This is a genomic window from Aeromonas sp. A35_P (assembly GCF_002259925.1).
Classification (GTDB): domain Bacteria; phylum Pseudomonadota; class Gammaproteobacteria; order Enterobacterales; family Aeromonadaceae; genus Aeromonas; species Aeromonas dhakensis.
In genome coordinates this window covers 21,302-47,517 of record NZ_NEVB01000066.1, presented here as the reverse complement: position 1 = coordinate 47,517, position 26,216 = coordinate 21,302, and the positions used below count along the sequence as shown (strand labels likewise).

Below are 26,216 nucleotides of genomic sequence, written 5' to 3'. Positions count from 1 at the left end.
GTATAGTTCGGGGTGACTGCTAATCATGGGTAATCAGGTAAAATTTTGTACTACAAAATACCATGTTTTGTACTTTGAATTGTACTAATTGGGCGGTGAACATAGGCAGACAGACACGAACAGCAAAGAATTTATTGGGTGCTCAGATAATGCTGAACACATCATTAAGAACCATATAATCAGAAGCTTAGGCGATAAAACAAGAACACATGAGCACACCCAAGAACCAAACAGCGCAGCAAACATTCTACTTCCACGATTACGAGACTTTCGGCATCAGCCCGGCCAGGGACAGACCGGCGCAGTTCGCCGGCATTCGTACCGATGCGGATTTCAACCTCATCGGCGAGCCGCTGGTCATCTATTGCAAGCCGCCGGCGGATTACCTGCCGGAGCCGGAGGCGAGCCTGATCACCGGCATCACGCCGCAAAAAGCGATGAAGGACGGCCTGTGCGAGGCGGATTTCATCCGCCAGATCCACGAGCAGTTCGCCACCCCAGGCACCTGCGTACTTGGCTACAACAGCATCCGCTTCGATGACGAGGTAACCCGCTACACCCTCTATCGCAACTTCTATGACCCCTATGCCTATGCCTGGCAGAACGGCAACTCCCGCTGGGACATCCTCGACATGCTGCGGGCCTGCTACGCCTTGCGCCCGGAGGGAATAGAGTGGGCGTTTGACGAAGAGGGCAAGCCGAGCTTCAAGTTGGAGAAACTGACGGTGGCCAACGGCGTGACACACGCCAATGCCCACGATGCGCTCTCGGATGTGCTGGCCACCATCGAGATGACCAGGCTGGTGAAACAGGCCCAGCCCAAGCTGTTCGATTATCTCTTTGATCTTCGCAACAAGAACAAGGTGAAGGCCCTCATCGACGTGGTGACCATGAAACCCCTGGTACACGTCTCCGGCATGTTCTCCCCCTGGCAGGGGTGCGCAAGCTGGGTGTCGCCGCTCGCATGGCACCCCAGCAACCAGAACGCGGTGATCATGGTGGATCTGACTCGCGATCCCACCCCGCTCATCGAGCTCACCAGCGAGGAGATCCGCGAGCGCCTCTACACCAAGAAAGAAGAGCTGGGGGATCTGGCCGGCATTCCGGTGAAGCTGGTGCACATCAACAAGTGCCCTGTGCTGGCGCCGGCCGCTACCCTGACGCCGGAGCGGGCGGACGAGCTGGGCATCGACCGGGCTCAGTGCCGCAAGAGCCTGGATCTGCTGCGCGCCCACCCCGAAGTGCGGGAAAAACTGGTGGAAGTATTCAATCAGGAGTTTGCCGGCAACAATGACGGCGATCCCGATACCCAGCTCTACGCCGGCTTCTTCGGTCACGGCGACAAGTCCACCATGGATCTGGTGCGCGCCACCCCGGCAGATCTGCTGGGCGAGCGGGAGTTTGCCTTCACGGATCCACGTCTGCCGGAGATGCTGTTCCGCTACCGCGCCCGCAACTGGCCGCACACCTTGAGCGAAACGGAGCAAAAGCGCTGGCGCCTGCACTGCAGCGACTACTTCAGCCGCCGTCTGCCCGACTATGTGCCACGCCTGGAAGCGCTGGCCGAGCAGAATCAGGGGAACGATCGGAACTTCGCCATCCTCAAGAGCCTCTATCACTACCTCGAAGATCTGTGAGATGTGACCCGCCTCACGGTTAAATGACTGTACGCTCCCCCGCCCCGCGACATAATGGGAAGGGGAGCAAAGACTCCTGATGTTTCAATTATTTGTGCGCTAACATTGCACTAACGGCCGGTTGGCCTATCGACCCTTGGGGATGCCTCATCCGATGCGCTCAGGATTATCCGCTTTTGGTTTGCTCATCTGTGCCCTGCTGCCTTCGGCCGCCACGGCGGGCGTACGCTTTGATATCCCCGACTACCTGCTGCAGTTGCCGCAACAGACCTATGAAATGATCGAGAGCAACTTCAGTCGCCTCTATCGGCAGACCGACTTTACCCCCCAGATCACCAACAGCTATTTCAACCGCTCCGATCTCTACAACTTCGTCGGCGTGCCGCTGGCCATCACTCCCCAGGCCGGTTTTCAGCTGGAGGTATTCGGCCAGCTCTACAATCGCGCCTCCCAGAGCTATGTGCACATGAGCCAGGACATGTCGCTCTATCGGATGATCCGGGCCGACATGATGGGCAACACCAACGACGAGGTAGCCCTCGGCATGGGGCTCGGCATTCCGATCACGGCGCAGCTCACTTTCAAGGCCCTGCTCTCCAGCAACGAAATCCCGGGCTATGGCGCCGCCAACTACGCCATCGGCTTCGAGTGGCGTTACTGACTCCGCTATAGCAGCTCCTTTCACAATAAATTCAGGCTCCCACGGGAGCCTGAATCATGACTGCCAGCCTGCTCAGCGGTAGCGGATCACCCGCCCCTCGCCCCCCTGCAGGGTGAGCGCAGTGCCGACGGCACCCTCATCCCAGAAATCCTCGCCACCCGCCGGCAGCAAAAACTCCTGAGGCTGCGCCTCCCAGTTGAAGAGGCAGAGCAGGGTGCCGCTCCCGGGCAGGCTTACCTCGCCGCAGGCAAAGTCCATCGACTCGAAACGGGCGCAAGGGGCGCGCGCCGCGCAGAGCTCGAGCAGCTTGCGCAGCTGCGCCGCCTGAACCTCGTCAAGGTCCTGCAGCCTGTCCCCGGCCAGCATCATGCCGCCGCTTGCCACCAGCGCCGCCAGATGAAAGCGGTACTCGGCAGGGCTCGCCTGCTGGCTCGGCAGATCCCGCAGACAGATGCAGTCGGGGTCGAGGGCCCACAGCCGGTCGTTCTGCCAGGCGCGGCAGAAGGCCTCGCGAGCGATCTGGCGATAGCGATGGCCGTGGCGCTCCACGTCATCGCTCACCCGCATGCCGTGCACCAACCCAAGGCTTGGCCAGATGGGCGCGTTGCAGCCGAGCAGGAAGGCCCCCTCGCCCGCCCCGCGCAGGATGGCGGCCATGCCGCGTCGGTAGGCCTCGACCCGAGTGGCAGCCGGGTCGTGGAAGCGACCGCCGTGGATGGCCCCCCAGAAGTTGGCGTCAAGCTTGAAGTAGTGGATGCCCCACTGCTCGCGCAGGGTACGGAACACCCGCTCGAGGTGAGCCTGCACCTCGGGGTGGGTGCCGTCCAGCACGTACCAGGGGGTGCAGCGCCAGCCGCCGTAGGTAACCCGCTCGGAGGGCAGTGGCTGCCCGTCATCCCCCTTCACGAACCAGTCGGGGTGCTCCTGAAACACCTGGGAGCCGGGCTCGGCGATAAAGGGGGCAACCCAGAGCGCCGGCTCGCAGCCGGCACCTTTGATCTCGGCGGCCAGGGACGCCACCCCCTGCTCGAACTTGGCCGACGGGGTGAGCCAGTCGCCCATCTTGGCCTGATAACCGTCGTCAATCTGCACGTAGCGCAGCGCCGGGAAACGCTCGGCACGCACCTGCAGGTTCTCACGAATATCGGCGGCGCACACGTCCGCGTAGTAGTGATACCAGGAGCACCAGCCGCTGGGGCGCTCGCCGACTTGGCCGATCAGCGAGCCATGCTCGGCTTCGATCCGCTGCGCCAGTTCGGCCAGCAGCACTTCCCGATCTTTCCCCTCAAGGCAGAGCAGCGCCTCGCTCTGCCAGAACTGGCCGGCAGGGAGTGCACGCCCCTCACAATTCATCAGGATCTGCAGCCGGCCATCGGGGTAGAGCCGAAACTCCCCGCCAAAGCGCTGGCAGCTGGCAAAGGCGAACAGCAGCCAGCCCCTGTCGTGCTCCACCAGCAGCAGGTTGTGCACCGTGTGATAGCCCTGATCGTCGGTGATGCGGTAGACGCCGGCATCGGGGCAGCGGCCGACCGGCTGCGGCGCTTGCCAGCTGCCCATGGTCTGGGCCAGCATCTGGAAGCCTTCGCCATAGATGGCGCTCGCAGGCGAGAGGCCGAGCTTGCCGTCAAACAGCGTCCAGTGCCCGACCCGGGCCTCGCTGCCGCCAGTGTTGTCGAGCCGCACCCGGCACAGGGGGCCTTCCCACTGGCGGGTTTGCAGCAACGAAGGGGGGAGATGGTGGTCGTCCGCCAGTTGACGCAGGCGGGACAAGAGAGATGTCATGGCGACTCCTTGTGGTTCGAAAAGGGTTCTATCTGAAAATCTTCAATGAAATCAGCCTCAAACGAACTGATTTCAGCTGTTATTGTTTTAATGCCGCGACCCTGTCTCTCTGGTAGACTGGCGTATTCCTTACTTTACCGTTACCAAGATGGGGCTCCTGTGATCGCGCAACGTGCCTTGCTGTACCTTCGTGACTTTCTGGTCATCGTCGCCTGCCTGCTGGCGGGCAAAGCCCTGGCAGCCATCCTGCCGTTCGCCTTTCCCGGCAGCATCATCGGCATGCTGCTGCTGTTCGTGCTGCTCTCCCTGCAACTGGTGAAACTGCACTGGGTCGAGCAGGGCGCCGGCCTGCTGCTGCGCCACATGGGGGTCTTGTTCGTGCCGGTGGCGGTCGGGCTGGTGGCCTGGCTTGAGCCGCTACGCCAATCCTTCGGCCTCATCATGCTCTGCATCGTGCTCGGGATCGTGCTGATCCTCGGCACCGTCGGCCGCCTCTACCAGAGGATGAACAGATGATCTTCTGGCTGGCCATTCCCTTGACCCTGGCACTCTATTTCGCCACCCGGGCCTTCTATCGCAAGCTGCCCTGGCCCATCATCAACCCGGTGCTGGTGCCCACCGCCGTCATCATCGGCCTGCTGCTCTGGTTCGATCTGCCGCTTCAGCAATACGAGAGCGGCACCCGCCCCATCACGGCACTGCTGGAGCCGGCGGTGGTGGCGCTGGCGCTGCCCCTCTATCAGCAGGCCCGCCAGATCCAGGCCAGGCTCAAACCCATCCTGATCTGTACCCTGAGCTCGGTCCTGATCTCGGTCTGCACTACCCTGGTTATCGGTCATTTTATGGGGGCTGATCCGGCACTGCTGGCCTCGCTCGCCACCAAATCCATCACCACCCCGCTCGCCATGAGCGTCAGCCAGTCCCTGGGCGGCATTCCTGCCATCGCCGCCGCCGTGGTGGTAGTGGTCGGGATCGTCGGCGCCCTGATCGGCTTCCCCCTGCTCAGGCTGATGCGGGTCACCGACCCCGAAGCCCAGGGGCTGGCCATGGGGGCCTGCGCCCACGCCATCGGCACCGCCACCTCCGCTGAGCAGGGCATCACCCAGGGCGCCTTTGCCTCGCTGGCCATGGTGGTGTGCGGCATCCTCACCGCCGCCGTGGCGCCCCTGCTGTTTGCCATTTACCACTGGTTGAGCTGAAGCGCACCCTTTTCCGCTGCGGCGGGCCTGCGGGCCCGCCGATGTGCGACCTGCCGCACAATTTGCACAAGACAAACGTTTCCATTAACATCCCCCTCCGTTTGCCCGTCAGGGCGTGAGCACGCTCACACATTTAGCCGAGCTTGCTCCCTACAATGGCCCCCCAATTGGCCTTTGAGGACACACTATGCATCCCCGTTTTGCCAAGCCACTCGATACCCTGTCCGCCCCGCTCAAGGCAGCCCTGCTGCCCATGCTGGGCGATGATTTCCAGGCCAGCTTCACCGCCGATCAGGTCGCCACTCTGAAGGCCGCCACAGGTCTTGACGATCGCGCCCTGCGCCTAGCCCTGCTGCCGCTGGCCGCCGCCTGCTCAGTGGCCCCCATCTCCAAGTTCTTCGTCGGTGCCATCGCCTGCGGCCTGAGCGGCAACTGGTATTTCGGTGCCAACATGGAGTTTGCAGGTCAGGGACTGTTTCACTCGGTGCATGCCGAGCAGTCCGCCATCTCCAACGCCTGGCTGGGCGGCGAGACCGGCATCTCTGAAATCACCGTCAACTACACCCCCTGCGGTCACTGCCGCCAGTTCATGAACGAGCTGAGCACCGCCAAGACCCTCAAGGTTTCCCTGCCGGACGACTTGAGCGCGCTGCAATCCTTCCTGCCCCACTCGTTCGGCCCGGCGGATCTGGACATCACGGATGCGCTGATGAGCCCGCAGGCCCACGACGAGCTCCAGCTTGAGAGCGAGGATCCGCTGTGGCAGGCCGCGCTGGCCGCTGCCCGCCAGAGCTACGCCCCCTACAGCCAGGGTTATGCCGCGGTGGCGCTGCAGTTCGCCGACGGTCGCATCTTCTGCGGCCGCTACGCCGAGAATGCCGCCTTCAACCCCAGCCTGCCGCCGATGCAGATGGCCTGTGCCCATGCGGTGCTGGGCGGCGAGGATCTTGCCACCATCCGCCGCGCCGTGCTGCTGGAGAGCAAGGATGGACAGATCAGCCAGCAGGACTCCGCCCGCGCCACCCTCAAGGCGCTCGGTTCGGTCGAACTGGAGTATCAGGCGGTCTGATCGGCCATGGCCTGAAACAACAAGGGGAGCCAGTGGCTCCCCTTGTTGCTTTGCGGTGATCAGCTTATCCCCCGTCAGGACTCCCAGACGATGCTCTGGGAAGAGGACCAGGCATCCCCTAGGTTTGCGTACTTCTGCTCCAGCAGGTGGCGACGGATCTTCATGGTGGGCGTCAGCACCCCGTTCTCGATGTTCCAGGGGCTCTTCACCACCAGGATGCCGCGAATCTTGGCGTGGGATTCCAGCTGCTCGTTGACCCGGTTGCGGGCCGCCTCCAGCTGGGCGTTGACCTGACTGCGATCCCCCTTCATGGCGTTTTCCGCCAGCTGTACCAGCGCCACCGGCTGCGGCATGCCGTAGCCAATCACGCACAGCTGCTCGATGATGGGCTCCTGGCCCAGCAGCCCTTCGATGGGCACCGGCGCCACATACTTGCCCTTGGCGGTCTTGAACACGTCCTTCATGCGGCCGGTGATGGTGAGGTAGCCCTCCCGATCCAGCTTGCCCATGTCGCCGGTGTGCAGCCAGCCCTCTTCGTCGATGGCCTCGCGGCTGTGCTCGGGATCCTTGTAGTAGCCCAGCATCATGCCCTCGCAGCGACAGAGGATCTCCCCCTCGTCGGAGATCTTGATGTTGACCCCGATCCCTGCCTTGCCGACCGTGCCTATCTTGTCGGCCCTGAACGGGTAGTTGATGGTGGAGTAGGCGTGGTTTTCGGTCATGCCCCAGGCTTCGGTCACCTGAAGGCCTATGCTCAGGTACCACTCAAGCAGGGCCGGCGACACGGGGGCCGAGCCGCAGCCCAGCACCCGTGCCTGATCCAGCCCCAGCCCCTTTTGCAGCTTGCGCTTGATGAGGCCCGAGACGAAGGGGATCTTGAGCAGCAGCGCCAGCTTCTGCTGGGGCAGTTTCTCGAGGATCTTGATGCGGAACATGGCCCACAGCCGCGGCACCGAGATGAACACGGTGGGACGGCAGCGTTTGACGTCCTCGATGAAGGTATCGAGGGACTCGGGGAAGGCGATGGTGGCGCCGCCGTAGAGGCTGCCGCCGTAGATGTAGACCCGCTCTGTGATGTGGGCCAGCGGCAGATAGGAGAAACCGCGGTCGGACTGGGTCAGGCTCACCGTCTCCACCAGCTTCTCGCACGACCAGGCATAACGCTCGACGCTCAGCATGGCCCCTTTCGGCTTGCCGGTGCTGCCAGAGGTGTAAACCAGGCTCAGCAGGGCGTCCGGCGCCTGCACCGGGCTGTCCGGGATCGGCTCGTGACGATCCAGCAGTTCGTCCCACTGGTGGGCCGCCGGCATGGTGTCATAGGGGAAGGCGATGCGCAGCAGATCGGCGGGCACCCCCGCCTCCTGGCTCTTCCAGTCATCGAGCTTGCCGACGAAAATGGCCTTGGCCTCGCTGTGGCGCAGCACGTATTCGATGGTGTCGACGTTGGCGGTGGGGTAGATGGGGACGCTCACGTACTGCCCCATCTGCATGGCGAGATCGGCGATGAACCACTGAGCGCAGTTCTTGGAGAGCAGCGCCACCTTGTCACCGGCCACCAGCCCCAGCTGACGCAGTGCCGTCACCATGCGGCGGGCCTCATCGGCCACTTCGCCCCAGGTGAAGTCCACGTATTCGCGGTTGATGGTTTGACGCAGATAGACTCTGTTAGGAGACTGCCGCTCCCAGTGATAGAGCATTTCGAGCGGCAGTTTATTGGCAATACGCGAGGAGGAAGCCATAGTTTAATCCCTGAAACAAAAGGCGAAACTTATTATTAACCTTTCACTAACCTCAGGGAAGAATAAACTTAAACTTCTGTTTGAACTGTGTAACCGATCAAGCTTCTGCCTGTTGTTGCAAACGAATCCACATCGCCTGCACCAGCTTCTCATCCTCTTCCGAGAGTTCACCCTGCAAAATGGCCTCGTTCAGGCTGCGCAGCACATAGCTCTTTACATCCCGCACCAGGGTCTTGCCTTCCAGCTCGGCCCGCGCCACCGCCAGCGAGATGTGGCCGCGCAGGTAGCCCCCGGCAAACAGCTCGTCATCGGTCGCCGTGGCCACCATGCTGTCTATCAGTCCCAACAACTTGTGCTCAAATTCATGAATCGTCATTTAACGCAGCCTCATTTTCCGGGATTGCCGGCAAAATAATTCGGGGGAGTGGAACCGCGATCCGGTTGATCGCGGCTCTCTGGCGCCAGGCCAGCCGCATCCTTGATGTCCTATTCCGGGTTGGCCACCGGGTAGATGACCTGATCCTTGTATCCCGTGGTGATCCGCAGATAACCACTTAACGACCGGTTCAGCGCCGGATCATCGGTATCCACCAGCAGCGGACGGCCATCGAGGGCTGCCAGCTTGGCTTTGGTGGCCAGGACCTGGATCTGGTCCCGCCCGACGGCCCGGATCACCTCTGGACTCAGTTGCTGATTTCCGCGCCCGAACAGATGTCCCTGACCGCCGATCAGGGTGATGATCAGCCGGCAGCGACGACCGCGGATCCGGGTCAGGATCTCGGCGGCGCAGAGATCCTGCCCGATAAGCTGGCCATTTTCCACCAGATCCACACCGAGCAGGGTATTTTCGAGGCCGAGCTCCGTCATGCAGGCCGCCACCGTGCTGCCGGAGCCCATCAGATAGAGGGTATCGGGCTCCATCTGCTCGACCACACCGGCAGCGATGTCCGCCAGCACCAGCTCTTCGGACTCCCGTCCCCCCTGCTTGACCGCCTGCACGTAGCGCAGATCGCCGGGCACCTGCAGCTGGCCATAGTGGCGGGCACGCACCTTGCCGGCGCGAAACGCCTCCTCGTCGATGTCCATCACCTCGGCATCCACCAGACTCAGCAGTTCGCCTGCGATCATCCTAGCCGCCACCCGGCCGCTGGCGGCGGGGGTCACCCCGTACACCCCTGAGTGGATCTTGCAGCCGGCCGGGATCCCCAGCACATGGCACGACTCCCCCACCGCCGCACAGATGTCGCGCGCCGTGCCGTCACCGCCGGCAAACAGCAGCAGATCGACGCCGGCCTCGCGCAGCGCCAGCGCCGCCGCGCGGGTATCGGCCGCCGTGGTGGGCACAGTGGCGGGCTGGTAGACGATGCGACAGGGCAGACCGAGCTCGCCGGCAAGCTCGGCCCCCATCTCCCCTGCCACCGTCAGCAGCTCGAAGCGCTCTGCCAGTTCACACAATGGCAGCAGCGCCTGACGAGCCCGCTCGCAAGCCTTGGGCACGGCGCCACGGGCCAGCGCTTCGGCCACCATGCCGTCACTGCCCTTGAGACCGACCGCGCCGCCGATGCCGGCGACCGGATTGATGATGAGTCCTAAACGAAACATGATTTCCTCCCTGCAGACGCCCGCCATTTTATCTTTTCAAGGCGCAGGGACAAGCCGTGACTCCCCTGCTAAAATGCGCTGCTTCAATTTTTTCAACCAAGGTTTCATCATGCTGGAATGGGTTCTGGACCCCTCTGCCTGGGTCGCGCTCGCCACCCTGACCCTGCTCGAGATCGTGCTCGGCATCGACAATATCATCTTCATCTCCATCCTGGTCGGCCGTCTGCCGGAAGCCCAGCGCCAGAAGGCGCGGATCCTGGGGCTGGCGCTTGCCATGGGCACCCGCATCCTGCTGCTGCTATCGCTCGCCTGGGTGATGCGCCTCACCGAGCCGCTGTTCACCGTACTGGGCGAGGCCATCTCGGGCCGCGATCTCATCCTGTTGCTGGGGGGCCTGTTCCTTATCGGCAAGAGTGCCCACGAGATCCACGCCACCCTGGAGGGGGCCGCCGAGCCTGAGAGCGTGACCACGGCCGCCTCCGGCTTCATCAGCACCCTGATCCAGATCGCCATCCTCGACATCGTCTTCAGCCTGGACTCGGTCATCACGGCGGTGGGCATGGCGGATCACGTGCCGGTCATGGTACTGGCCATCATGATCGCCGTCTTCATCATGATGTTCGCCGCCAAGGCCATCGGCGACTTCGTCGACAACCACCCCACCATCAAGATGCTGGCCCTCTCCTTCCTCACCCTGGTGGGCTTTGCGCTGATGGCCGAGGGGATGGATCTGCACATTCCGAAGGGCTACATCTACTTCGCCATGGCCTTCTCGCTGACGGTGGAGATGATCAACATCCGCCTGCGCAGTCATCACGACCGCGAGAAGCTCAAGCAGCAATAACTACAAACCACAAAAAAGAGCGCCTGATGGCGCTCTTTTTTGTATCTACACAACCATGTCATTCATTGCTGATGACAATCGCCACGCGGCGGTTCTCGGCCCGACCGGCAGCCGTCTTGTTGTCGGCGATCGGATCGCGCTCACCACGGCCCCGGATGTCCAGGTTGGCCTGCGGCATGCCGACCGATACCAGCACGTCGGCCACCGACTGCGCCCGCTTGTAGGAGAGCTGATCGTTGTAGTCCGCCGCCCCGTTGGAGTCGGTATGACCATCGATCCGCGCCCGGTTCAAGCCCACTTCCAGCAGCGTCGTCCCCAGTTTTTCCACCACGACGCGCGTCTTGGGGGTCAGGGCATCCGCGTTGTTGGCAAACAGCACACGGTTGGAGAAGTCCAGAGTCCAACCCTCGTCGGTCAGGCGAAAGCCTTGCTCCTTGAGTACGGCGATCTGCTCTGCCGTGAGGCCGTGGGGAGCACTCTGGCAACCCATCAGCACGCTCAACAGCAGACCGATCAAGCCGGTTTTCATCAGGACATGGATCTTCATTGTTATTTTTCCTCAGCAGAGACATCAAATTCCAGCTGCTCATGGAGTGCAAGCTCCCGGCGCAGCCGTTTGGCTTGGTACATGGCATGGTCCGCCTGCTGCAGCAGATCGGCGGCACTCTGCCCCTGATCCGGATACAGCGCGACGCCAATGCTGACGGCCGCCACCAGCTGGCTGCCGTCCCCCAGTACCACGGGGTCCGCCATGGCCTGCTGGATGCGGGCAACCACATCCTCCGCCTCCTCCACCAGGGAGAGGGGGGTTAGCAGGATGGCAAACTCGTCGCCCCCCAGACGGCATACCAGATCCATCGGCCGCAGCTGATGTTGTACCCGTCTGGCCAACGCGATCAGCACGTCATCCCCGGCGGCATGGCCTAGGGTGTCGTTGATCTGCTTGAAGCGATCACAATCGAGATAGAGCAGCGCAAAGCGCTCGTCATGCAGCCGGCCCGTGGTGACCGCCTGATCCAGACGAGCCTCAAACAGAGCACGATTGGGCAAGCCGGTCAAGGCATCGTGGGTGGCCTGGTGCAGCAGGCTGGCATTCTCCCGCCGCTGGTGGGCCTGCCAGGCCTCCAGCTCGTCGAGCAAGGAGTTGAAATCCTGACCCAGCTCGTGCAGCTCGGCGATGTTGGCCTCCGGCACCCGCATGGCGAGGATCCGCTGGCGGCTCACGCTGTGGGCCACCTGGGCCAGCTCCTTGAGCGGCGCCGTGAGGGAGTGTTGCATCCGGTGCGCCACATAGAGGGCCCCCAGGGTGCTGAGCACCAGACAGAGCAGCATGGCCAGCAGGGTTTGCAGCAGGAACAACAACAGATACTGGCCGTGCCCCACCAGGTGGATGTGGGCGATCTCCATGCCCCCCCGCATCATCGGCTGATCCACCGGCCCCGGCAGGATGATCCGCGCCAGATACTGCTCAAGGCCGGACCAGGGGGTGCTCATGGCCCGGCTCCAGCTCGCCAGCAGCTGGCCGCTCGGCAGATAGATGCTGGCCTGCGCCACGTCTTCGTGCGTGAGGATGGCCTCCAGCGCCTCCCGGGCCGCCTCCTCGTCGTGGAACACCACGGCCGCTTCGCTGGTATAGCCGATGGCGCGGGCGACCAGCTCCAGGTTGTGATCCGCATAGAGCCGCAGCGCCAGCAGGGCGATGCCGGTCAACAGCAGGCCGGCCATGCAAACCGCGGTCAGGGACGTCACTAGGTGGGTGCGTCCCAGACTCTGTCGCAAGGTGAGGCGCTGGGAAGGGGGGCGGAACAGACCTATCATGCCCCCCCCTCATCGGCCTTGGCCAGTTTGAGCACCGCCGGATGCACCCGCACTCCGCTCCTGGCCAGGGCATCCAGATTGACCCTGAACCGGATCCGCTCCTTGCCGATCTGCAGGCAGAAGACGGCGTCGGCCACGCACTCGGAGCTGGATTCGCTGATGCTGAGGATGGGGTAGCCACGCAGCCGTTCAAACAACGGCAAGCGCCGCTCGGAGGAGAGCACCCCCAGATAGAGCACGTCGCACTGGGGGCCGATCGCCTCGTCATCGATTTCGTAACGATGGACGCTGACCGGTCGGCCATTGGCCTGCTGCTTGATGGAAAAGAGTGCGGTGGCGTACTCCGTCGGCGCCGCCACGCACAGGCGCAGCTCGCTGGGTTCATTCGGCCAGCGGGTATAGCTAAGAATGTCGAGCACGGTCTGGCGTACCTGCTCGGACCGCAGTTCGGCCGCGGTGAGCGGGTGCGACTCGCCGGAGATGGCCAGCGAGCAAAACAGGGGCGCCAGCCACACCAGGATCCTGAACAGTGAAAAAGAGTGCATCATGCCTGCGCTTACACCCGCCTCAGCAACCGCACTGGGCACAGGCCCGAAGGGGGTGAGCCGGCAGGAGATAGTATTGAACTTGTCAGCAGCATGACAAGGCGCAGCCCGCAGAGCAAGAGGTTGGCCGGGCTGGCGTCACAATAATGAAAAGGGCCCACCCCGGCGTGAGCCCTGCGATAAGTTACATTCATGGGGTTACTTCTTGCTGATCCCGTATTCCCGCAGTTTGTTGGCGATGGCGGTGTGCGACACCCCCAGCCGTTTGGCCAGCTGACGGGTGGAGGGGAACGCCGGGTAGAGCCGCTCCAGCAGCCGGCTCTCGAAGCGTTTCACCGCCTCGTCCAGCCCCCCTTCGAACCACTCGTCGATGAGCGGCATGGCATCGGCGGCCACCGGCAAGTCCACGTGCTCAGGGCCGATCTCGTCCCCTTCCAGCAAGGTCATGGCCCGATAGAGGCAGTTGCGCAGCTGGCGCACGTTACCGGGCCAGCGATAGGCGGTCAGGTATTCGGCCATGTTGCGGGTAAAGCGCGGGCGCGGACGCTGCAGCTCGCTGGCAAAACGGGAGACGAACTGCTGGGCCAGCGCCATGATGTCCGCCTTGCGCTCGCGCAGCGGCGGCAGCGCCAGACTCAGCACGTTAAGGCGGTAGTAGAGATCTTCCCGGAACTTGCCCTCGTGCACCAGATCCAGCAGCTGTTTCTGGGTGGTGCAGATGAAGCGCACGTTGACCTTCACCTCCTGCTCGTCGCCGACCCGGCGGAACACGCCATCCTGCAGCACCCGCAGGAACTTGGTCTGCAGATGGGGCGACATGTCGCCGATCTCGTCCAGCATCAGGGTGCCGCCGCTTGCCAGCTCCAGTACCCCGCGCTTGCCCTCGGTGTTGTTGCCAAAGGCGCCGGGGGCGTAACCGAACAGCTCGCTCTCGGCCACGTTGTCCGGCATGGCCGCACAGTTGAGCGCCATGAAGGGGTGGCTGGAGCGCAGGCTGGCACCGTGGCAGGCGCGGGCAAGCAGCTCCTTGCCAGTGCCGGTCTCGCCGACGATGAGCAGCGGCGCATCCTGCATCGCCAGCTTGCTCGCCTGGGCCAGCACCTGTTTCATCTTCTGGCTCTCGGCCTGCAGGTGTTCAAAGCCCCCCACTTCCACCGCGTGGAGCGCGCTGAAGTGCATACCGACCCGGCGGGCGGACTTGAGCACCACCACGGCGCCGGCCAGGGCCTGCTTGCCCTTCTCCTCGGCCACGAACAGCGGCATCAGATCCGCCAGATACTCCTCGCCACCGATGCTGAGCTTGCAGGTCTGCGGGCGGATCTCGCTCGCCTCCAGCCAGCGGCTGAAGGAGAAGCCCTTGACCAGGGAGCCGAGCGCCACGCCGCGCACCTCCTCCACCGGCAGGGCCAGGGTGGTGAGGGCGGACTGGTTGGCCTGGGTCACCTTGCCCTTGGCATCGAGGGAGAAGACCAGATCCGGCAGCGCCTTGAGCAGCGCCTCAATCTCATGGTGCTCGCGCTCGGAGGGCATGTAGGGGATGGTCTTGACGTCATAGACGCCGGGAATGCGGCGGATCTCCGGCATCAGGTGCTGGAAATCACGAAACTCCAGCTCGAGAAAGTTGAGATAGATGATGCCTGAGGTATCGATTTCGATGCCGCGCAGATCGATGTTGTGCTCCACCAGGCGGTCGAGCAGTTCCCGGGTCAGGCCCAGGCGGTCTTCACAGCTGACTTCAAGACGCATTCGGGACACACTTCCTAGCTAACTCTATGAATGACCGGATAATACAGACTCGATCCCGCCAGTGCGAGCGCCAGCCCATAAAAATGCGGGCCCGCCCCGTTTTCACCGAGCAGGCCCGCGTCATCTACAGGCGTTTATTTGAGCAATTTGTCGATGAGGAATGGCCTCTTCACTTCAGCAGCTCATCCGTGCGCGCCGCCATGATGAAGTCGTTGCGGTGCAAGCCGCCTATCTTGTGGGTCCACCAGCTGGCGGTCACCATCTCGCCCACTCGGTGAGTGAGGGCGTCTTCACTTCAGCAGCTCATCCGTACGCGCCGCCATGATGAAGTCGTTGCGGTGCAAGCCGCCAATTTTGTGGGTCCACCAGCTGACGGTCACCTTCCCCCATTCGGTCAGGATTGCCGGATGATGAAACTCCGCCTCCGCCAGCTCGCCCAGCCGGTTGGTGAAGGCGAGCGCCTCCTTGAAGTTGCGGAAGGTGAATTCGCGCCGCAGCTGCAGCTCACCTTTTACCACCAGCGGCTGCCAGTCGGGGATGAGGCGCATCAGTTCGCTCAGCTCCTGCTCGCTCACCTTGGGGGCATCGGCGCGGCACGCTTCACACTGCTGGCTGGCCAGTTCGGACATGGGACTCTCCTTGTGTATCGATGAAAAGGGGTGATCAACACCGGCGGGCGGCTCAGCTCGCCTGCTTGCCGCCGGCCGGTGCGAAACGGGGGGGACGCAACCCCAGACGGCGCGCCTCGGCCACCATGGCCATGATGTCCTGCTCAGCCAGACGATAGAGCTCATCAAGCTCGGGCAGCACGAAATAGGTGGGCTGCATGATGTCGATGCGATACGGGGTGCGCAGCACCTCGATGGGATCAAAGGGTTGCAGTACCGGCTGGCTGCCGAGAGCATAGGCGGTCTCGCCGATGGAGGAGAGAATGCCGCCACCGTAGATGCGAAGCCCCTTTGCCGTGGCCAGCAGGCCAAACTCCACCGTGAACCAGTAGAGCCGCGCCAGAAAGACCCGCTCCTCCTTGCCGGCCCGCTGGCCGAGCTGGCCATAGACATGGGTGAAGTGGGCGAAAGCGGGGTTGGTCAGCATGGCGCAGTGGCCGAAGATCTCGTGAAAGATGTCGGGCTCCTGCAGGTAGTCAAGCTCGTCCCGGCGGCGGATGAAGGTGGCCACAGGAAACTGGCGGTTGGCCAGCAGGGCAAAGAAGCGGTCAAAGGAGATGAGGGCCGGCACCGCCGCCACCGACCAGCCGGTGGCCGGTTGCAGCACGGCGTTGATCTGGGCCAGTTGGGGGATCCGATCCCGGGGCAGGTCAAGCCGCGCCAGCCCGGCCTGGTACTCGTCACAGGCCTTGCCCTCGAGCGCCGCCAGCTGACGTGCGATCAGGATCTGCCAGGTGCCGTGCTCCTCGTCCGAGTAGTGGATCGTGCCCGATTCATCCGGCTGGTGGGCGGTGTAGAGACTTGCCATGGTTGACTCCATCCTCTGGGTTGCAACCCGCCATCCGGGCGGTGTGGCGCCATTGCGCGATGAGATCACTGTAACGGTTTACCCCCCAAAAAAGCAGCCGACCTAGGGGTCGGCTGCCGCGGACAATTGTAAATAATTTGTGACAACCACAATCGAGCCCCTGGCCTGGTGCTCACCCCTTGTTGAGGTAGCCCGCCAGCTGACCGATCAGCCGCTTGCGCAGCTCTCCCAATCTCGGCTTCTCGTCCGCGCACCAGGGCAGCGGGCGGCACGCCTCTATGGTGCGCAGGCCGAGGCGAGCGGTGAGCAGTCCGGCCCCTACCCCTTGCGCGGCACGGGCGGAGAGCTTGGCGGTGAGCTCGGCCCCCAGCAAGTCCATCCCCACCTCGGTCACCAGCTCGGTGGCGCCGGCGTAGAGCATGTTGCGAAACACCTGACGAATCAGGCGAATGCGGCTCCAGTAGCCGAGCTCGATGGCGTAGACGTCGGCGATATCCTCGATCATCCGCAGGTTGCGCCACAGCATCAACATCATGTCGACGCTGGCGAGCGGGCTCAGGGCCACCAGCACGGCGGCCTCCCCCGACCATTTGGCCACCCGCGCCTGCGCCAGCTTGTCGCGCTCGCCGAGTACCAGCTGGCTGTAGAGGGTCAACACCTCCCGATCGTTGTGGCTCTCGTCGAGCTGGGCCAGCCAGGTTTGATACCCCTCGCGCCCCTTGTCGCCGCTGCGCTCGGCCAGCCCTTCGCAAAAGGCCTGCCCTTGGCCGACCCCCTGATGAGCCAGCAGATCCTCGGCCCGCGAGCGCACATCCTGGCGCCGCCTGAGGGTGCGCAGGCGCAGCCACTCGCGCCCCACCACCCCGGCGGTGCCCGCCGCGACCAGTGCCGAGGCCGCCAACCAGGCGCCGCCCCAGAGCGGGGTGGTGAGAAACTGATCGTAGAGAAAGGCGCCGTACTGGCCCAGAGAGAGCAGGCCGACCGCTCCCAGCCCCCAGGCCAGCAGCCGATGACGGCGACGCGGCTTGATGACGAGGGCGCTCTCCACCTCGGTGAGATCTTCCAGCTCGTCGAGGCGCTCGAAGCTCGCCTCCTCCAGCCGCTGGGCCGGTGCCGGCGCTCGCTCTTCACCGGCTGTCGCCAAGGTGGGCTCCAGGATCACCTTGCCCTGCAGCGGCGGCTGCGCTTTTGTCTGATCGTTCATCGCTTCTCCTGAAAACCGTCTTCTGGGTGCGGCGCTGGCAACAAACCCGGGCCGCACACCCTTATTCGAGGTGATCCCCGAGCAGAAACTCCAGCGCCGCATCGAGCCGGATATGGGGCAGCGCCTGATGGGCGCTCATGGGCAGCGGGCGAAAGGCCTGAAAATCAAAGCCTTGGCTGTTCCACCACTGCGCAGGCGGGATATGGGATGGCACCTCGCCCGGAAACAGCAAGAGCGGCTCACCGCTCAGGCTGGTGCCACGGATGGCGGGGAACTCGCGGCCATCGGCCACCCCCTTGCCCACCTCGGTCGCCTTGATGGCGGCCAGCGCCAGACACTCGGTGGCAATCCCCTCAAAACGGGCCTGGCCGCGGCCGCTGCGCACCAGGTGCTGCAGCAGGGAGACCATGGGGCCGTGCTGCTCCGGGGTGACGTGATCGGCCTTGCTCGCCACGAACAGCAGCTTGTCGATGCGCGGCGAGAAGAGCCGCCGCCACCAGTTGCTCTTGCCGTAGGCAAAGCTCTCCATGATGCGGGCGATGGCTTGCTGCATGTCGCCAAAGCTGGCCGCTCCGGCGTTGAGGGGCTGCAGGCAATCCACCAGCACGATCTGGCGATCAAAACCGGCGAAGTGCTGCTCATAAAACCCCTGCACCAGATGCTGCTTGTACTGCTCGAAGCGCTGCTTGAGGGTGGCGTAGAGGGTTCCCTCGGCCGGCTCGCCGGCAGGCATCTCCCACACCCAGGGCACGAACTGCAGCATGGGGGCACCGGCATACTCCCCCGGCAGCACGAAGCGACCGGGCTGGATCAGGTGCAGCCCAAGCTCACGCTTGCAGGCGTGCAGGTAATCGGTGTAACGCTCGGCGAGCTGAGTCACCGGCCGCTCCTCGAAGGGTTGATCTGCTTGCCATGCCGGTGCCAGCCAGCCGGCGGCCAGGGTCTGCAGCTCGGGGCGGCGCAGCTGCTCGCGTACCTGCTCGCTCCACTGCTCGTAGCTCATCTCAAGCAGTGGCAGGTCGAGCAGCCACTCCCCGGGGTAATCCACCAGATCCACGTAGAGGGTGGAGATCTCCCCCAGGTGCTTGCGCAGCGGATGGCGGGTACGATAGCGGATTTCCAGGCGCACCTCCGCCACCCCGCGGGTCGGCTCCGGCCAGGCCGGCGGATCGCCAAACAGAGAGTCGAGACCGCGCTCGTAGGGGAAGGTGGGAATGTGGGCATTTTGCTGGGGCACCCGGCGAGCGCCGAGGATGCGCCCCTGGCGCAGGGCATCCCACAGGGGCAGCCGGCCGTCGATGGCCGCATGTTCCAGCTGGTTGACCAGCGCCGTGATGAAAGCGGTCTTGCCGCTGCGAGAGAGGCCGGTCACCGCCAGCCGGATGTGGCGATCCCGGACCCGGTTCACCACATCGCTTGCCTTGTGCTGCAGGCGATTGAATTGCTGTTCCAGTTTATTGAGTATCAAGGCTTGTTCTGTTCTCCCGTAGCTGCCCGGCGAAGCGGGTGGCAGGCAGCACCGCTCTCGTCATGATCCCCGCCCGCCTCCCCTGCCATCAGAGGCAAATCCAGGCCGGCGGGGCCATCGTACCGCTCAGGCCTTACAAGTTGCGAAACTCCCGCTGCAGGGTGAACTCCTTGGAGGTCACCAGCTTCTCGATGCGCTGCACCCTGGGCTCCAGCGCATCCAGCTCCTGGCCGATGCGGGCAAGGGCCTGATGAGGCGTGACACCTGCCTGCCAGCTGCGTGCCTTCATCCGCACCTCGGCAAAGTCGGCATCCTCCTGGGCGTAGAGGGTGACCGGCTTCTTGTCGAGCATAAACCAGGCGGCGACGTAGGCGGTGAAGGTGATGAAACCGGCGAAGATGAGGCCGCTGATGGCCAGCAGCCGCACGATCCAGGTCTCCACCCCGAAGTACTCTGCCAGACCGGCACAGACCCCGGCTATCTTGCCGCGCTGGGGATCCCGGTACAGATTGCGACCTTCACGACTGATGCTGCTCATACCTTGTTTCTCCAACCAGGAACCTCGGCATCCAGAATCGACTCCAGGGCGCCGACCCGCTCCTGCATCTTCTCGGCACGCACCAGCAGGCCCTGCAGCTGTTCACGCTCGCCATCGGCAAGACCAGCGCCAATGCGCCCCTTGGCGCGGTAGTGCAGCACCAGCCAGATGGGGGCCACCACTACCATGAAGACCACCATGGGAACCATCAACACACCCAGCAAATCTTCCATCAGTTACTCTCCCTGTTTCGGCGTGGTGTCGCTCTGGCCCAGCTTCTGGCGCATGGCTTCCAGCTCTTTGCTTATCTGATCGTCGGCTTCCAGCTCGGCAAACTGCTGGGCCAGCGCCTTGTCGGACTGCCCCAGATCGGCACGGGCCTCCATCTCGTCGATGCGGCGCTCCATGCGCTCGAACTTGCTCACCACCGCCTGGCTGTCGCCACGGGCCACCTGGCTCTGTACGTTGAGACGGCTGCTGGCCGCTTCGGTGCGAATGGCCATCGCCTTCTGGCGGGCACGGGCATCTTCCAGCTTGGCTTCCAGCTGACGGATCTCCTCCCCCAGCTTCTCGATGCCGCTGTCCACCGCCTGCTGCTCACGCAACAGGGAGTCGGCCAGCTCGGCCTGCTTCTTCTTCTCGATGAGCGCCGCGCGGGCAAGATCTTCCCGCTCCTTGCTCAGGGCCAGCTCGGCCTTGCCCTGCCACTCGGCGACCCGCTCCTGATGGCGGGCGACCTGACGGCCGATCTCTTTCTGGTTGGCTAGGAAGCGGGCCAGGTTGGAACGCTCCTTCACCAATTCGTCTTCCATCTCCTGGATGATCAGGCGCACCATCTTCTGGGGATCTTCTGCCTTGTCGAGCAGGGCCGTCAGGTTGGAATTGATGATGTCGGCCAGGCGGGAAAAAATACTCATGATTGTACTCCTGTGGTTGGCATACGTTGTTTCTCCATTGACAATGGCAACTTGTGTGCCAATCTGGAACAGAATTTAACTTGTTGATTTATATGGGGCTGCTCGATCGCATTTCAAGAGGCGCCACACAAGTAATGATTAGAATCACCAACTTTTGGTAAGATTGACCAGCTTTCACCGACTCACGGGGATGACTATGACCACGGCCACGGAAAGCCTGTTGGGGGAATCCAACGCATTTCTCGAGATCATTGAGCAGGCCTCCCGCCTGGCGCCGCTGCGCAAGCCCGTGCTGATCATCGGCGAACGGGGTACCGGCAAGGAGCTGATCGCCCACCGCCTACATTATCTCTCGGCGCGCTGGGATCAAAGCTTTGTCACCGTCAACTGTGCCACCCTGAGCGAGAGCCTGCTGGAGACCGAGCTGTTCGGCCACGAGGCGGGCTCCTTCACCGGCGCCGCCAAACGTCATCAGGGTCGCTTCGAGCGGGCCGATGGCGGCACGCTGTTTCTCGACGAGCTGGCCACCACCAGCGCCCGGGTGCAGGAAAAACTGCTGCGGGTCATCGAATACGGCGAGTTCGAGCGGGTGGGCGGTGCCAAGGCCCTCAAGGTGGATGTGCGGCTGGTGTGCGCCACCAACGAGGATCTGCCGGCGCTGGCCGACAAGGGGCAATTTCGCCACGACCTGCTCGACCGGCTCGCCTTCGACGTCATCACCCTGCCCCCCCTGCGGGAGCGGCGCGACGATATTCTGATGTTGGCGGAGCACTTCGCCCACGGCATGACCCGGGAGCTCGGCTATCCGCTGTTTGCCGGCTTCTCACGCAAGGCGACCCAGCTGCTGCTGGACTACCCCTGGCCCGGCAACGTGCGGGAGCTGAAAAACGTGGTGGAGCGCAGCATCTACCGCCAGGGCAGCCCCCAGTTGCCGCTGGCCGAGCTGGTGCTCAATCCGTTCGATTCCCCCTGGCGACCCTTGGCTCGCACCGACACCGCCGCAGTGCTGCCGAGCGAGGTGCAACCGGCGCCTGTTGCGGCCACTGCAACCCTGCCGCTGGACCTCAAACAGGCGGTGGCGGGCTACGAGATTAATTTACTCAAGCAAGCGTTGCAGCAATCCCAGTATAATCAGCGCAAAGCCGCCCAACTGCTGGCCCTGAGCTATCACCAGTTCCGCGGCATGCTGCGCAAATACCAGTTGCTGGACAGTGACAACGATGCGGATTAATAACCCGGGCAGCCCGTGCCAAAGCGGCTCCCGCCCCTTGCCGGCCCCATCGCCGGCAACTTCGTATAAAAACATGGTTCGACAATGAGAATGCTCAAACCCCTGCTGCTTGGTGTGCTGGTGCTGCTCACCGGTTGTCACAAACAGGATGACGCGTCCAGAACGGGACTCATCTATTGTGCGGAAGGCTCGCCCCAGACCTTCAATCCCCAGGTATCCAACTCGGGGGTGACCCTGGATGCCAGCTCGCGCCCGCTCTATGACCGCCTGCTGGAGGTGAATCCCAATACCCTGGCGCTCGAAGGCGGGCTCGCCACCCGCTGGCAGGTGAGCGAGGATGGCCTCTCCTATACTCTGACCCTGCGCCAGGGGGTGACCTTTCACCACACGCCCTGGTTCAACCCCTCCCGCGCCCTCAACGCAGACGACGTGGTGTTCACCTGGCAGCGGCTGCTCAACAAGCTGCACCCCTATCACGAGGTGTCCGGCGGCGAATACCCCTACTTCTACAGCCTGGGGCTGGATCAGCTGATCAAGCGGGTCTACCGGAAGGGGGCCGATAAAGTCGTGTTCGAGCTCAACCGGCCGGATGCCTCCTTCCTCGCCACCCTGGCCAGCGACTACGCCATCGTGCTCTCTGCCGAGTATGCCGAGCAACTGCAGAAGGCCGGCACCCCGGGGCTCATCGATAGCCGCCCGGTGGGCACAGGGCCGTTCAGCTTCAAGGAGTATCGCCACAACGAATACGTGCGCTACCTGCGCCACCCGGGTTACTGGGGCGGCGAGGCCAAGATTGAGCAGCTCATTTACGACATCACTCCCAAGTCCTCCAAGCGGCTGGCCAAGCTGCTGACCGGCGAGTGCGACGTGATGAGCACCCCCTCCGCCAGCCAGCTGTCGGTGATCGACAAGGATCCCGACCTCAGCCTGGCGGTGCAGTCCGGCATGAACGTCGCTTTCCTCGCCCTCAACACCCGCAAGGCACCGTTCAACAAGGTGCAGGTGCGCCAGGCCATCGCCAGCGCCATCAACATCGACAACCTGCTGCAGGCGGTCTATTTCAAGACGGGCCAGCCCGCCAACAGCCTGCTGCCACCGCTCTCCTGGGGTTACAACCCCTCCCTGCCGATGCGCCAGCCGGATCTCAAACGGGCGCGTCAGCTGCTCAAGGAGGCGGGACTGGCGCAAGGCTTCGAGATGCAGGTGCTGGTGCAACCGGGCTCGCGCGCCTACAACCCGGATGCCCTCAAGACCGCCCAGCTGATGCGAAGCGATCTGGCCAAGATCGGCATCAAGCTCAAGATCGTGCAGCAGGAGTGGCCGGTCATCGAGGCCCGCCTCGCCCAGGGTCAGTACGACAGTCTGCTCAGCGGCTGGATTGCCGACAACGCCGACCCGGACAACTTCTTTCGCCAGCTGCTGAGCTGCGCCGCCGTCGAGCGCGGCAACAACTACAGCCGCTGGTGCAGCCCGGCGTTTGATCAGCTGCTGGACGACGCGGTGACCACGCCCCAGCTGGCGTTCCGGCTGCGCAACTACTATTACGCCCAGACCCTGCTCAACGAACAGATGCCGCTCATTCCGCTGGCCCATGCCCTGCGTACCCAGGTCAGCCGCAGCGACATCGAGGGGCTCTCCCTGATGCCCTTTGGCGGCACCGTCTTCAACCAGGTCTATCGGGAGTAAGCATGTTTCTCTATATCCTGCGTCGCATCAATCTGCTGCTCATCACCCTGCTGGCGCTGACCTTCGTCGCCTACCTGCTGGACGTGCGCCTCATCGGCCAGCAGGCTAGCTTCTGGAGCGGCTACCCCGACTTTCTGCGCCGCATTCTGGACGGGGATCTGGGGCTCTCCAGCGTCTCCGGTCTGCCGGTGCTGGACGAGATCCGTCACTACTTCCCCGCCACCCTGATCCTCTGCGGGGCGGCCTTCGCCATCTCGCTGCTGGTGGGCATCCCGCTCGGCACCCTGGCGGCCCTCTCCCAGGGCAAGCCGCTCGATCTCACCATCATGACCGCCGGCCTCATCGGCTACGCGGTGCCGGTGTTCTGGCTGGCACTGCTGGTGGTGATGTTCTTCTCGCTGGATCTCGGCTGGCTGCCCGCCTCGGGCCAGATCAGCCTGCTCTATGACGTGCCCTCCATCACCGGCATCGCCCTCATCGACGTGCTGATGAGCCACGAGCCCTGGCGCCAGGCCGCCCTGCACGACGCCCTGCGCCACCTGATCTTGCCCTCGCTGGTGCTGGCGGTGGTGCCCACCACCGAGGTGATCCGCCATGTGCGCAGCTCCCTCATCGACGTGATGAAGCAGAACTACATCAAGGCGGCGGCCAGCCGCGGCCTCTCCCGCCGCCAGATCGTCTGGCGTCACGGTCTCAAGAACGCCCTGCCGCCGGTGTTGCCACTGTTGGGCCTGCAGCTGGGCAGCGTGCTCACCTCCGCCATGATCACCGAGGTAGTATTCGAGTGGCACGGCATCGGCCGCTGGCTCATCAACAGCATCGCCCTGCAGGACTACGCCGCCATCCGCGGTGCCACCCTGGTGGTGGCCAGCTTCGTCATCTTCATCAGCGTCAGCACCGAGCTGCTCACCACCATCATCTACCCGGCGCGGCGCAAAGAACTCTATGCAAAACAAGACTGAACGTGCTCATGGCATGACCCGAAGCCAGGAATCCTATGCAAGACAAGACTAGCCTCTACCCCGAGCTCAAGATCCTCTCGCCACTGGAGCAGACCTGGGCCTCCTATCGCCGCAATCCGCTGGCGATGGCAGGGCTCTGGTGCTTCGTGATCCTGCTGCTCATCACCCTGTTCGGCCCGCTGGTGGTGCCCTACGGCATCGACGAGCAGCACAGCTCCCGCCTGCTGTTGGCCCCCTCCTGGGCCAACAGCGGCAACATCGACTACTTCCTCGGCACCGACGATCTGGGGCGCGACATCCTCTCCCGGCTGGTGGTGGGTGCCAGACTCACCTTTGGCAACGCCCTGCTGGTGGTGGTGATCGCCATGGTGGTGGGCACCGCCATCGGCATCCTCGGCGGCATGAGCAAGGGGCTCAAGTCGAGCGTGCTGCACCACCTGCTCGATACCCTGCTCTCCATCCCCTCCCTGCTGCTGGCCATCATCATGGTGGCCATCCTGGGGCCGGGTCTGTTCAACACCCTGATCGCCATCACCCTGGCGCTGATCCCGCCCTTCATCCGGGCCACCTACAACGCGGTCCACACCGAGATGCAGAAGGAGTACATCATCGCCAGCCGGCTCGATGGCTCGCCCCCCTTGCGGATCATGCGCCTCGCCATTTTGCCGAACATCGTCGAGACCCTGGTGGCCCAGACCACCCGCACCCTGTCGGCGGCCATCCTCGACATTTCGGCGGTGGGCTTTCTCGGCCTCGGCGCCCAGTCACCGCAACCTGAGTGGGGCGCCATGCTGGCGGACTCCAGCGATCTCATCTACCTCGCCCCCTGGACCGTGACCCTGCCGGGCATGGCCATCCTGTTCAGCGTGCTGGTCACCAATCTAGTAGGTGAAGGCATTCGCGAAGCGCTCAAAGAGGGGAATGACTGATGCAATGCTCTGTGCCCAAGATAGGCATGCTCACCCTTGTCCCCTGCCCGTTCCTGTACGGCGTGCAGGTCAACCCATCGCTGGTTGGCGAAGGCATTCGCGAAGCACTCAAAGAGGGGAACGACTGATGCCGCTGCTCGACATACGCAACCTCACCATCGAGATCGACACCCCGCAGGGCAAGGTCAAGGCGGTGGACAAGGTGAGCCTGACCCTGGCCGAGGGGGAGATCCGCGGCCTGGTGGGGGAATCCGGCTCCGGCAAGAGCCTGGTGGCCAAGGTGATCGTCGGCATCCAGAAGGACAACTGGACGGTGCGCGCCGACCGGATGCGCTTCAACGACATGGACCTGCTGACCATGGCGCCCCGCGAGCGGCGCCGCATCATGGGCCGCGAGATCGCCATGATCTTCCAGGACCCCATCAGCTGTCTCGACCCCTCAGAGGAGATCGGCACCCAGCTGGAAGAGGCGATCCCGACCGACTCGTTCGAGGGGCAGTTCTGGCAGCGCTTCCAGTGGCGCAAGAAGAAGGCCATCGCCTTGCTGCACCGGGTCGGCGTCAAGGATCACCGCAAGGTGATGCGGGCCTACCCTCACGAGCTGTCGGACGGCATGTGCCAGAAGGTGATGATCGCCATGGCCATCGCCAACCAGCCACGCCTGCTGGTGGCGGACGAACCCACCAGCGCCATGGAGTCCACCACCCATTCGCAGATCCTGCGGCTGCTGGACAAGATGAACAAGCTGGGCAACACCACCATCCTCATCATCAGCAACGACATCGCCGCCATCGCCAACCTGACCGACACCATCAACGTGATGTATTGCGGCCAGATGGTGGAAGTGGGCACCCGTGAGCAGATCCTGGAGACCCCCCACCACCCCTATACCGATGCGCTGCTCAAGTCGATCCCCGACTTTGACAAGCTGGTTCGCCACAAGTCGCGCCTCGAGACCCTGCCCGGCGTCATTCCGCCGCTGCAGCACCTGCCCATCGGTTGCCGGCTCGGCCCCCGTTGTCCCTACGCCCAGAAGCAGTGCGTGCAGACGCCGCTGATGAGCAAGATCAAGGGGCACCAGTTCAGCTGCCATTTCCCGCTGAACATGGAAGAGCCCAAAAAGTGACGTCAATTTCGTATCAGTGCGTGACAGCGAGCCCTGT

28 protein-coding genes are annotated in these 26,216 nt (G+C 63.5%); 12 read left to right on the top strand and 16 right to left on the bottom strand.

Translation table 11 applies throughout. The features are described 5' to 3' along the window. Positions 1–209: 209 nt before the first annotated feature. A complete protein-coding gene (gene sbcB, locus CAK78_RS05570) occupies positions 210–1,637 on the top strand; it encodes an exodeoxyribonuclease I (protein WP_094696634.1) in 1,428 nt (475 codons plus the stop codon). Positions 1,638–1,791: 154 nt separating this feature from the next. Then, entirely contained in the window at positions 1,792–2,298 is a 507-nt protein-coding gene (locus CAK78_RS05565) for a hypothetical protein (RefSeq protein WP_176452688.1), read from the top strand. Positions 2,299–2,370: 72 nt separating this feature from the next. On the opposite strand, the gene CAK78_RS05560 is transcribed toward CAK78_RS05565, so the two are convergent. Beyond that, on the bottom strand, positions 2,371–4,080 hold the full coding sequence (locus tag CAK78_RS05560; RefSeq protein ID WP_094696632.1) for a glycoside hydrolase family 36 protein: 1,710 nt from the start codon (positions 4,078–4,080) through the stop codon (positions 2,371–2,373). 159 nt (positions 4,081–4,239) lie between these two features. On the opposite strand from CAK78_RS05560, the gene CAK78_RS05555 reads away from it, so the two are divergent. The 3 genes from CAK78_RS05555 (at position 4,240) to cdd (ending at position 6,348) form a co-directional block, all read left to right on the top strand. Beyond that, on the top strand, positions 4,240–4,596 hold the full coding sequence (locus tag CAK78_RS05555; protein ID WP_017785392.1) for a CidA/LrgA family protein: 357 nt from the start codon (positions 4,240–4,242) through the stop codon (positions 4,594–4,596). After that, positions 4,593–5,279, top strand: coding sequence for an LrgB family protein (locus CAK78_RS05550; protein WP_094696631.1), 687 nt, complete (start codon positions 4,593–4,595; stop codon positions 5,277–5,279). The genes CAK78_RS05555 and CAK78_RS05550 overlap by 4 nt, the downstream gene beginning before the upstream one ends. A 187-nt stretch (positions 5,280–5,466) precedes the next feature. After that, complete coding sequence (cdd, locus tag CAK78_RS05545; protein WP_094696630.1) at positions 5,467–6,348, top strand: cytidine deaminase; 882 nt, start codon at positions 5,467–5,469, stop codon at positions 6,346–6,348. A 74-nt stretch (positions 6,349–6,422) separates the two neighbouring features. On the opposite strand, the gene CAK78_RS05540 is transcribed toward cdd, so the two are convergent. From CAK78_RS05540 to CAK78_RS05530, 3 genes are all read right to left on the bottom strand, one after another. Continuing rightward, a complete protein-coding gene (locus CAK78_RS05540) occupies positions 6,423–8,087 on the bottom strand; it encodes an AMP-binding protein (RefSeq protein WP_094696629.1) in 1,665 nt (554 codons plus the stop codon). A gap of 97 nt (positions 8,088–8,184) precedes the next feature. Then, complete coding sequence (locus CAK78_RS05535; RefSeq protein WP_005300108.1) at positions 8,185–8,463, bottom strand: YfcL family protein; 279 nt, start codon at positions 8,461–8,463, stop codon at positions 8,185–8,187. Positions 8,464–8,573: 110 nt separating this feature from the next. After that, positions 8,574–9,689, bottom strand: a complete 1,116-nt coding sequence (locus CAK78_RS05530) for an ATP-NAD kinase family protein (RefSeq protein WP_094696628.1) — start codon at positions 9,687–9,689, stop codon at positions 8,574–8,576. A gap of 109 nt (positions 9,690–9,798) precedes the next feature. Between CAK78_RS05530 and CAK78_RS05525 the strand changes: the two genes are divergently transcribed. Then, positions 9,799–10,533, top strand: coding sequence for a TerC family protein (locus CAK78_RS05525; RefSeq protein ID WP_176452687.1), 735 nt, complete (start codon positions 9,799–9,801; stop codon positions 10,531–10,533). Positions 10,534–10,591: 58 nt separating this feature from the next. Here the strand turns inward: CAK78_RS05525 and CAK78_RS05520 are convergent, their stop codons facing one another. The 12 genes from CAK78_RS05520 to pspA form a co-directional block, all read right to left on the bottom strand. Next, positions 10,592–11,080 carry an OmpA family protein gene (locus CAK78_RS05520; RefSeq protein ID WP_005300102.1) on the bottom strand — a complete coding sequence of 163 codons (489 nt, stop codon included), beginning with the start codon at positions 11,078–11,080 and terminating at the stop codon, positions 10,592–10,594. A 2-nt stretch (positions 11,081–11,082) separates the two neighbouring features. Continuing rightward, a complete protein-coding gene (locus tag CAK78_RS05515; RefSeq protein ID WP_017765502.1) occupies positions 11,083–12,351 on the bottom strand; it encodes a diguanylate cyclase domain-containing protein in 1,269 nt (422 codons plus the stop codon). Then, on the bottom strand, positions 12,348–12,899 hold the full coding sequence (locus tag CAK78_RS05510; protein WP_094696626.1) for a YfiR family protein: 552 nt from the start codon (positions 12,897–12,899) through the stop codon (positions 12,348–12,350). The genes CAK78_RS05515 and CAK78_RS05510 overlap by 4 nt, the downstream gene beginning before the upstream one ends. A gap of 195 nt (positions 12,900–13,094) precedes the next feature. Then, positions 13,095–14,642: a transcriptional regulator TyrR gene (gene tyrR / locus CAK78_RS05505; RefSeq protein ID WP_094696625.1), complete on the bottom strand. Its 1,548-nt coding sequence runs from the start codon at positions 14,640–14,642 to the stop codon at positions 13,095–13,097. Between the two features lie 169 nt (positions 14,643–14,811). After that, positions 14,812–14,904 (bottom strand): 4a-hydroxytetrahydrobiopterin dehydratase, encoded by a 93-nt coding sequence (locus CAK78_RS05500; protein WP_010634202.1) that lies wholly within the window; start codon positions 14,902–14,904, stop codon positions 14,812–14,814. A gap of 28 nt (positions 14,905–14,932) precedes the next feature. Continuing rightward, positions 14,933–15,271, bottom strand: a complete 339-nt coding sequence (locus CAK78_RS05495; protein ID WP_005300093.1) for a 4a-hydroxytetrahydrobiopterin dehydratase — start codon at positions 15,269–15,271, stop codon at positions 14,933–14,935. A 52-nt stretch (positions 15,272–15,323) separates the two neighbouring features. Then, positions 15,324–16,118, bottom strand: coding sequence for a phenylalanine 4-monooxygenase (gene phhA / locus CAK78_RS05490; RefSeq protein ID WP_094696624.1), 795 nt, complete (start codon positions 16,116–16,118; stop codon positions 15,324–15,326). A gap of 172 nt (positions 16,119–16,290) precedes the next feature. Then, positions 16,291–17,322 carry a YcjF family protein gene (locus tag CAK78_RS05485; protein WP_094696623.1) on the bottom strand — a complete coding sequence of 344 codons (1,032 nt, stop codon included), beginning with the start codon at positions 17,320–17,322 and terminating at the stop codon, positions 16,291–16,293. A gap of 61 nt (positions 17,323–17,383) precedes the next feature. Then, complete coding sequence (locus tag CAK78_RS05480) at positions 17,384–18,790, bottom strand: YcjX family protein (protein ID WP_094696622.1); 1,407 nt, start codon at positions 18,788–18,790, stop codon at positions 17,384–17,386. A 133-nt stretch (positions 18,791–18,923) separates the two neighbouring features. After that, a complete protein-coding gene (gene pspC / locus CAK78_RS05475; RefSeq protein ID WP_176452686.1) occupies positions 18,924–19,328 on the bottom strand; it encodes an envelope stress response membrane protein PspC in 405 nt (134 codons plus the stop codon). After that, positions 19,325–19,561, bottom strand: a complete 237-nt coding sequence (pspB, locus tag CAK78_RS05470) for an envelope stress response membrane protein PspB (RefSeq protein ID WP_005300084.1) — start codon at positions 19,559–19,561, stop codon at positions 19,325–19,327. The genes pspC and pspB overlap by 4 nt, the downstream gene beginning before the upstream one ends. Positions 19,562–19,564: 3 nt before the next feature. Beyond that, complete coding sequence (gene pspA, locus CAK78_RS05465; RefSeq protein ID WP_005300077.1) at positions 19,565–20,245, bottom strand: phage shock protein PspA; 681 nt, start codon at positions 20,243–20,245, stop codon at positions 19,565–19,567. Between the two features lie 196 nt (positions 20,246–20,441). Here pspA and pspF point away from each other — a divergent pair, with 196 nt between their 5' ends. The 6 genes from pspF (at position 20,442) to CAK78_RS05440 (ending at position 26,179) form a co-directional block, all read left to right on the top strand. Continuing rightward, positions 20,442–21,476, top strand: coding sequence for a phage shock protein operon transcriptional activator (gene pspF / locus CAK78_RS05460; protein WP_094696620.1), 1,035 nt, complete (start codon positions 20,442–20,444; stop codon positions 21,474–21,476). Positions 21,477–21,566: 90 nt separating this feature from the next. Next, positions 21,567–23,162, top strand: coding sequence for an ABC transporter substrate-binding protein SapA (gene sapA / locus CAK78_RS05455; RefSeq protein WP_176452689.1), 1,596 nt, complete (start codon positions 21,567–21,569; stop codon positions 23,160–23,162). A gap of 2 nt (positions 23,163–23,164) precedes the next feature. Further along, on the top strand, positions 23,165–24,124 hold the full coding sequence (locus CAK78_RS05450; protein WP_094696619.1) for an ABC transporter permease: 960 nt from the start codon (positions 23,165–23,167) through the stop codon (positions 24,122–24,124). Between the two features lie 35 nt (positions 24,125–24,159). After that, complete coding sequence (locus tag CAK78_RS05445; RefSeq protein WP_045790037.1) at positions 24,160–25,053, top strand: ABC transporter permease subunit; 894 nt, start codon at positions 24,160–24,162, stop codon at positions 25,051–25,053. Continuing rightward, entirely contained in the window at positions 25,053–25,181 is a 129-nt protein-coding gene (locus CAK78_RS23055) for a hypothetical protein (protein WP_017409657.1), read from the top strand. Before CAK78_RS05445 ends, CAK78_RS23055 begins: the two co-directional genes overlap by 1 nt. After that, positions 25,181–26,179, top strand: coding sequence for a peptide ABC transporter ATP-binding protein (locus tag CAK78_RS05440; RefSeq protein WP_005300065.1), 999 nt, complete (start codon positions 25,181–25,183; stop codon positions 26,177–26,179). The genes CAK78_RS23055 and CAK78_RS05440 overlap by 1 nt, the downstream gene beginning before the upstream one ends. Positions 26,180–26,216: the final 37 nt, after the last annotated feature.

Coding starts and splice junctions, on each gene's coding strand:
- CAK78_RS05450 (WP_094696619.1), top strand. CDS start 23,165: ATGTTTCTCTATATCCTGCGTCGCATCAATCTGCTGCTCATCACCCTG.
- CAK78_RS05440 (WP_005300065.1), top strand. CDS start 25,181: ATGCCGCTGCTCGACATACGCAACCTCACCATCGAGATCGACACCCCG.
- CAK78_RS05525 (WP_176452687.1), top strand. CDS start 9,799: ATGCTGGAATGGGTTCTGGACCCCTCTGCCTGGGTCGCGCTCGCCACC.
- CAK78_RS05550 (WP_094696631.1), top strand. CDS start 4,593: ATGATCTTCTGGCTGGCCATTCCCTTGACCCTGGCACTCTATTTCGCC.
- CAK78_RS05445 (WP_045790037.1), top strand. CDS start 24,160: ATGCAAGACAAGACTAGCCTCTACCCCGAGCTCAAGATCCTCTCGCCA.
- phhA (WP_094696624.1), bottom strand. CDS start 16,118: ATGGCAAGTCTCTACACCGCCCACCAGCCGGATGAATCGGGCACGATC.
- CAK78_RS05520 (WP_005300102.1), bottom strand. CDS start 11,080: ATGAAGATCCATGTCCTGATGAAAACCGGCTTGATCGGTCTGCTGTTG.
- CAK78_RS05510 (WP_094696626.1), bottom strand. CDS start 12,899: ATGATGCACTCTTTTTCACTGTTCAGGATCCTGGTGTGGCTGGCGCCC.
- cdd (WP_094696630.1), top strand. CDS start 5,467: ATGCATCCCCGTTTTGCCAAGCCACTCGATACCCTGTCCGCCCCGCTC.
- pspB (WP_005300084.1), bottom strand. CDS start 19,561: ATGGAAGATTTGCTGGGTGTGTTGATGGTTCCCATGGTGGTCTTCATG.
- CAK78_RS05485 (WP_094696623.1), bottom strand. CDS start 17,322: ATGAACGATCAGACAAAAGCGCAGCCGCCGCTGCAGGGCAAGGTGATC.
- CAK78_RS05495 (WP_005300093.1), bottom strand. CDS start 15,271: ATGTCCGAACTGGCCAGCCAGCAGTGTGAAGCGTGCCGCGCCGATGCC.
- sbcB (WP_094696634.1), top strand. CDS start 210: ATGAGCACACCCAAGAACCAAACAGCGCAGCAAACATTCTACTTCCAC.
- pspC (WP_176452686.1), bottom strand. CDS start 19,328: ATGAGCAGCATCAGTCGTGAAGGTCGCAATCTGTACCGGGATCCCCAG.
- tyrR (WP_094696625.1), bottom strand. CDS start 14,642: ATGCGTCTTGAAGTCAGCTGTGAAGACCGCCTGGGCCTGACCCGGGAA.
- CAK78_RS05565 (WP_176452688.1), top strand. CDS start 1,792: ATGCGCTCAGGATTATCCGCTTTTGGTTTGCTCATCTGTGCCCTGCTG.
- CAK78_RS05515 (WP_017765502.1), bottom strand. CDS start 12,351: ATGATAGGTCTGTTCCGCCCCCCTTCCCAGCGCCTCACCTTGCGACAG.
- CAK78_RS05535 (WP_005300108.1), bottom strand. CDS start 8,463: ATGACGATTCATGAATTTGAGCACAAGTTGTTGGGACTGATAGACAGC.
- CAK78_RS05500 (WP_010634202.1), bottom strand. CDS start 14,904: ATGGTGACCGCCAGCTGGTGGACCCACAAGATAGGCGGCTTGCACCGC.
- CAK78_RS05530 (WP_094696628.1), bottom strand. CDS start 9,689: ATGTTTCGTTTAGGACTCATCATCAATCCGGTCGCCGGCATCGGCGGC.
- CAK78_RS05540 (WP_094696629.1), bottom strand. CDS start 8,087: ATGGCTTCCTCCTCGCGTATTGCCAATAAACTGCCGCTCGAAATGCTC.
- pspA (WP_005300077.1), bottom strand. CDS start 20,245: ATGAGTATTTTTTCCCGCCTGGCCGACATCATCAATTCCAACCTGACG.
- CAK78_RS05560 (WP_094696632.1), bottom strand. CDS start 4,080: ATGACATCTCTCTTGTCCCGCCTGCGTCAACTGGCGGACGACCACCAT.
- pspF (WP_094696620.1), top strand. CDS start 20,442: ATGACCACGGCCACGGAAAGCCTGTTGGGGGAATCCAACGCATTTCTC.
- CAK78_RS23055 (WP_017409657.1), top strand. CDS start 25,053: ATGCAATGCTCTGTGCCCAAGATAGGCATGCTCACCCTTGTCCCCTGC.
- sapA (WP_176452689.1), top strand. CDS start 21,567: ATGCTCAAACCCCTGCTGCTTGGTGTGCTGGTGCTGCTCACCGGTTGT.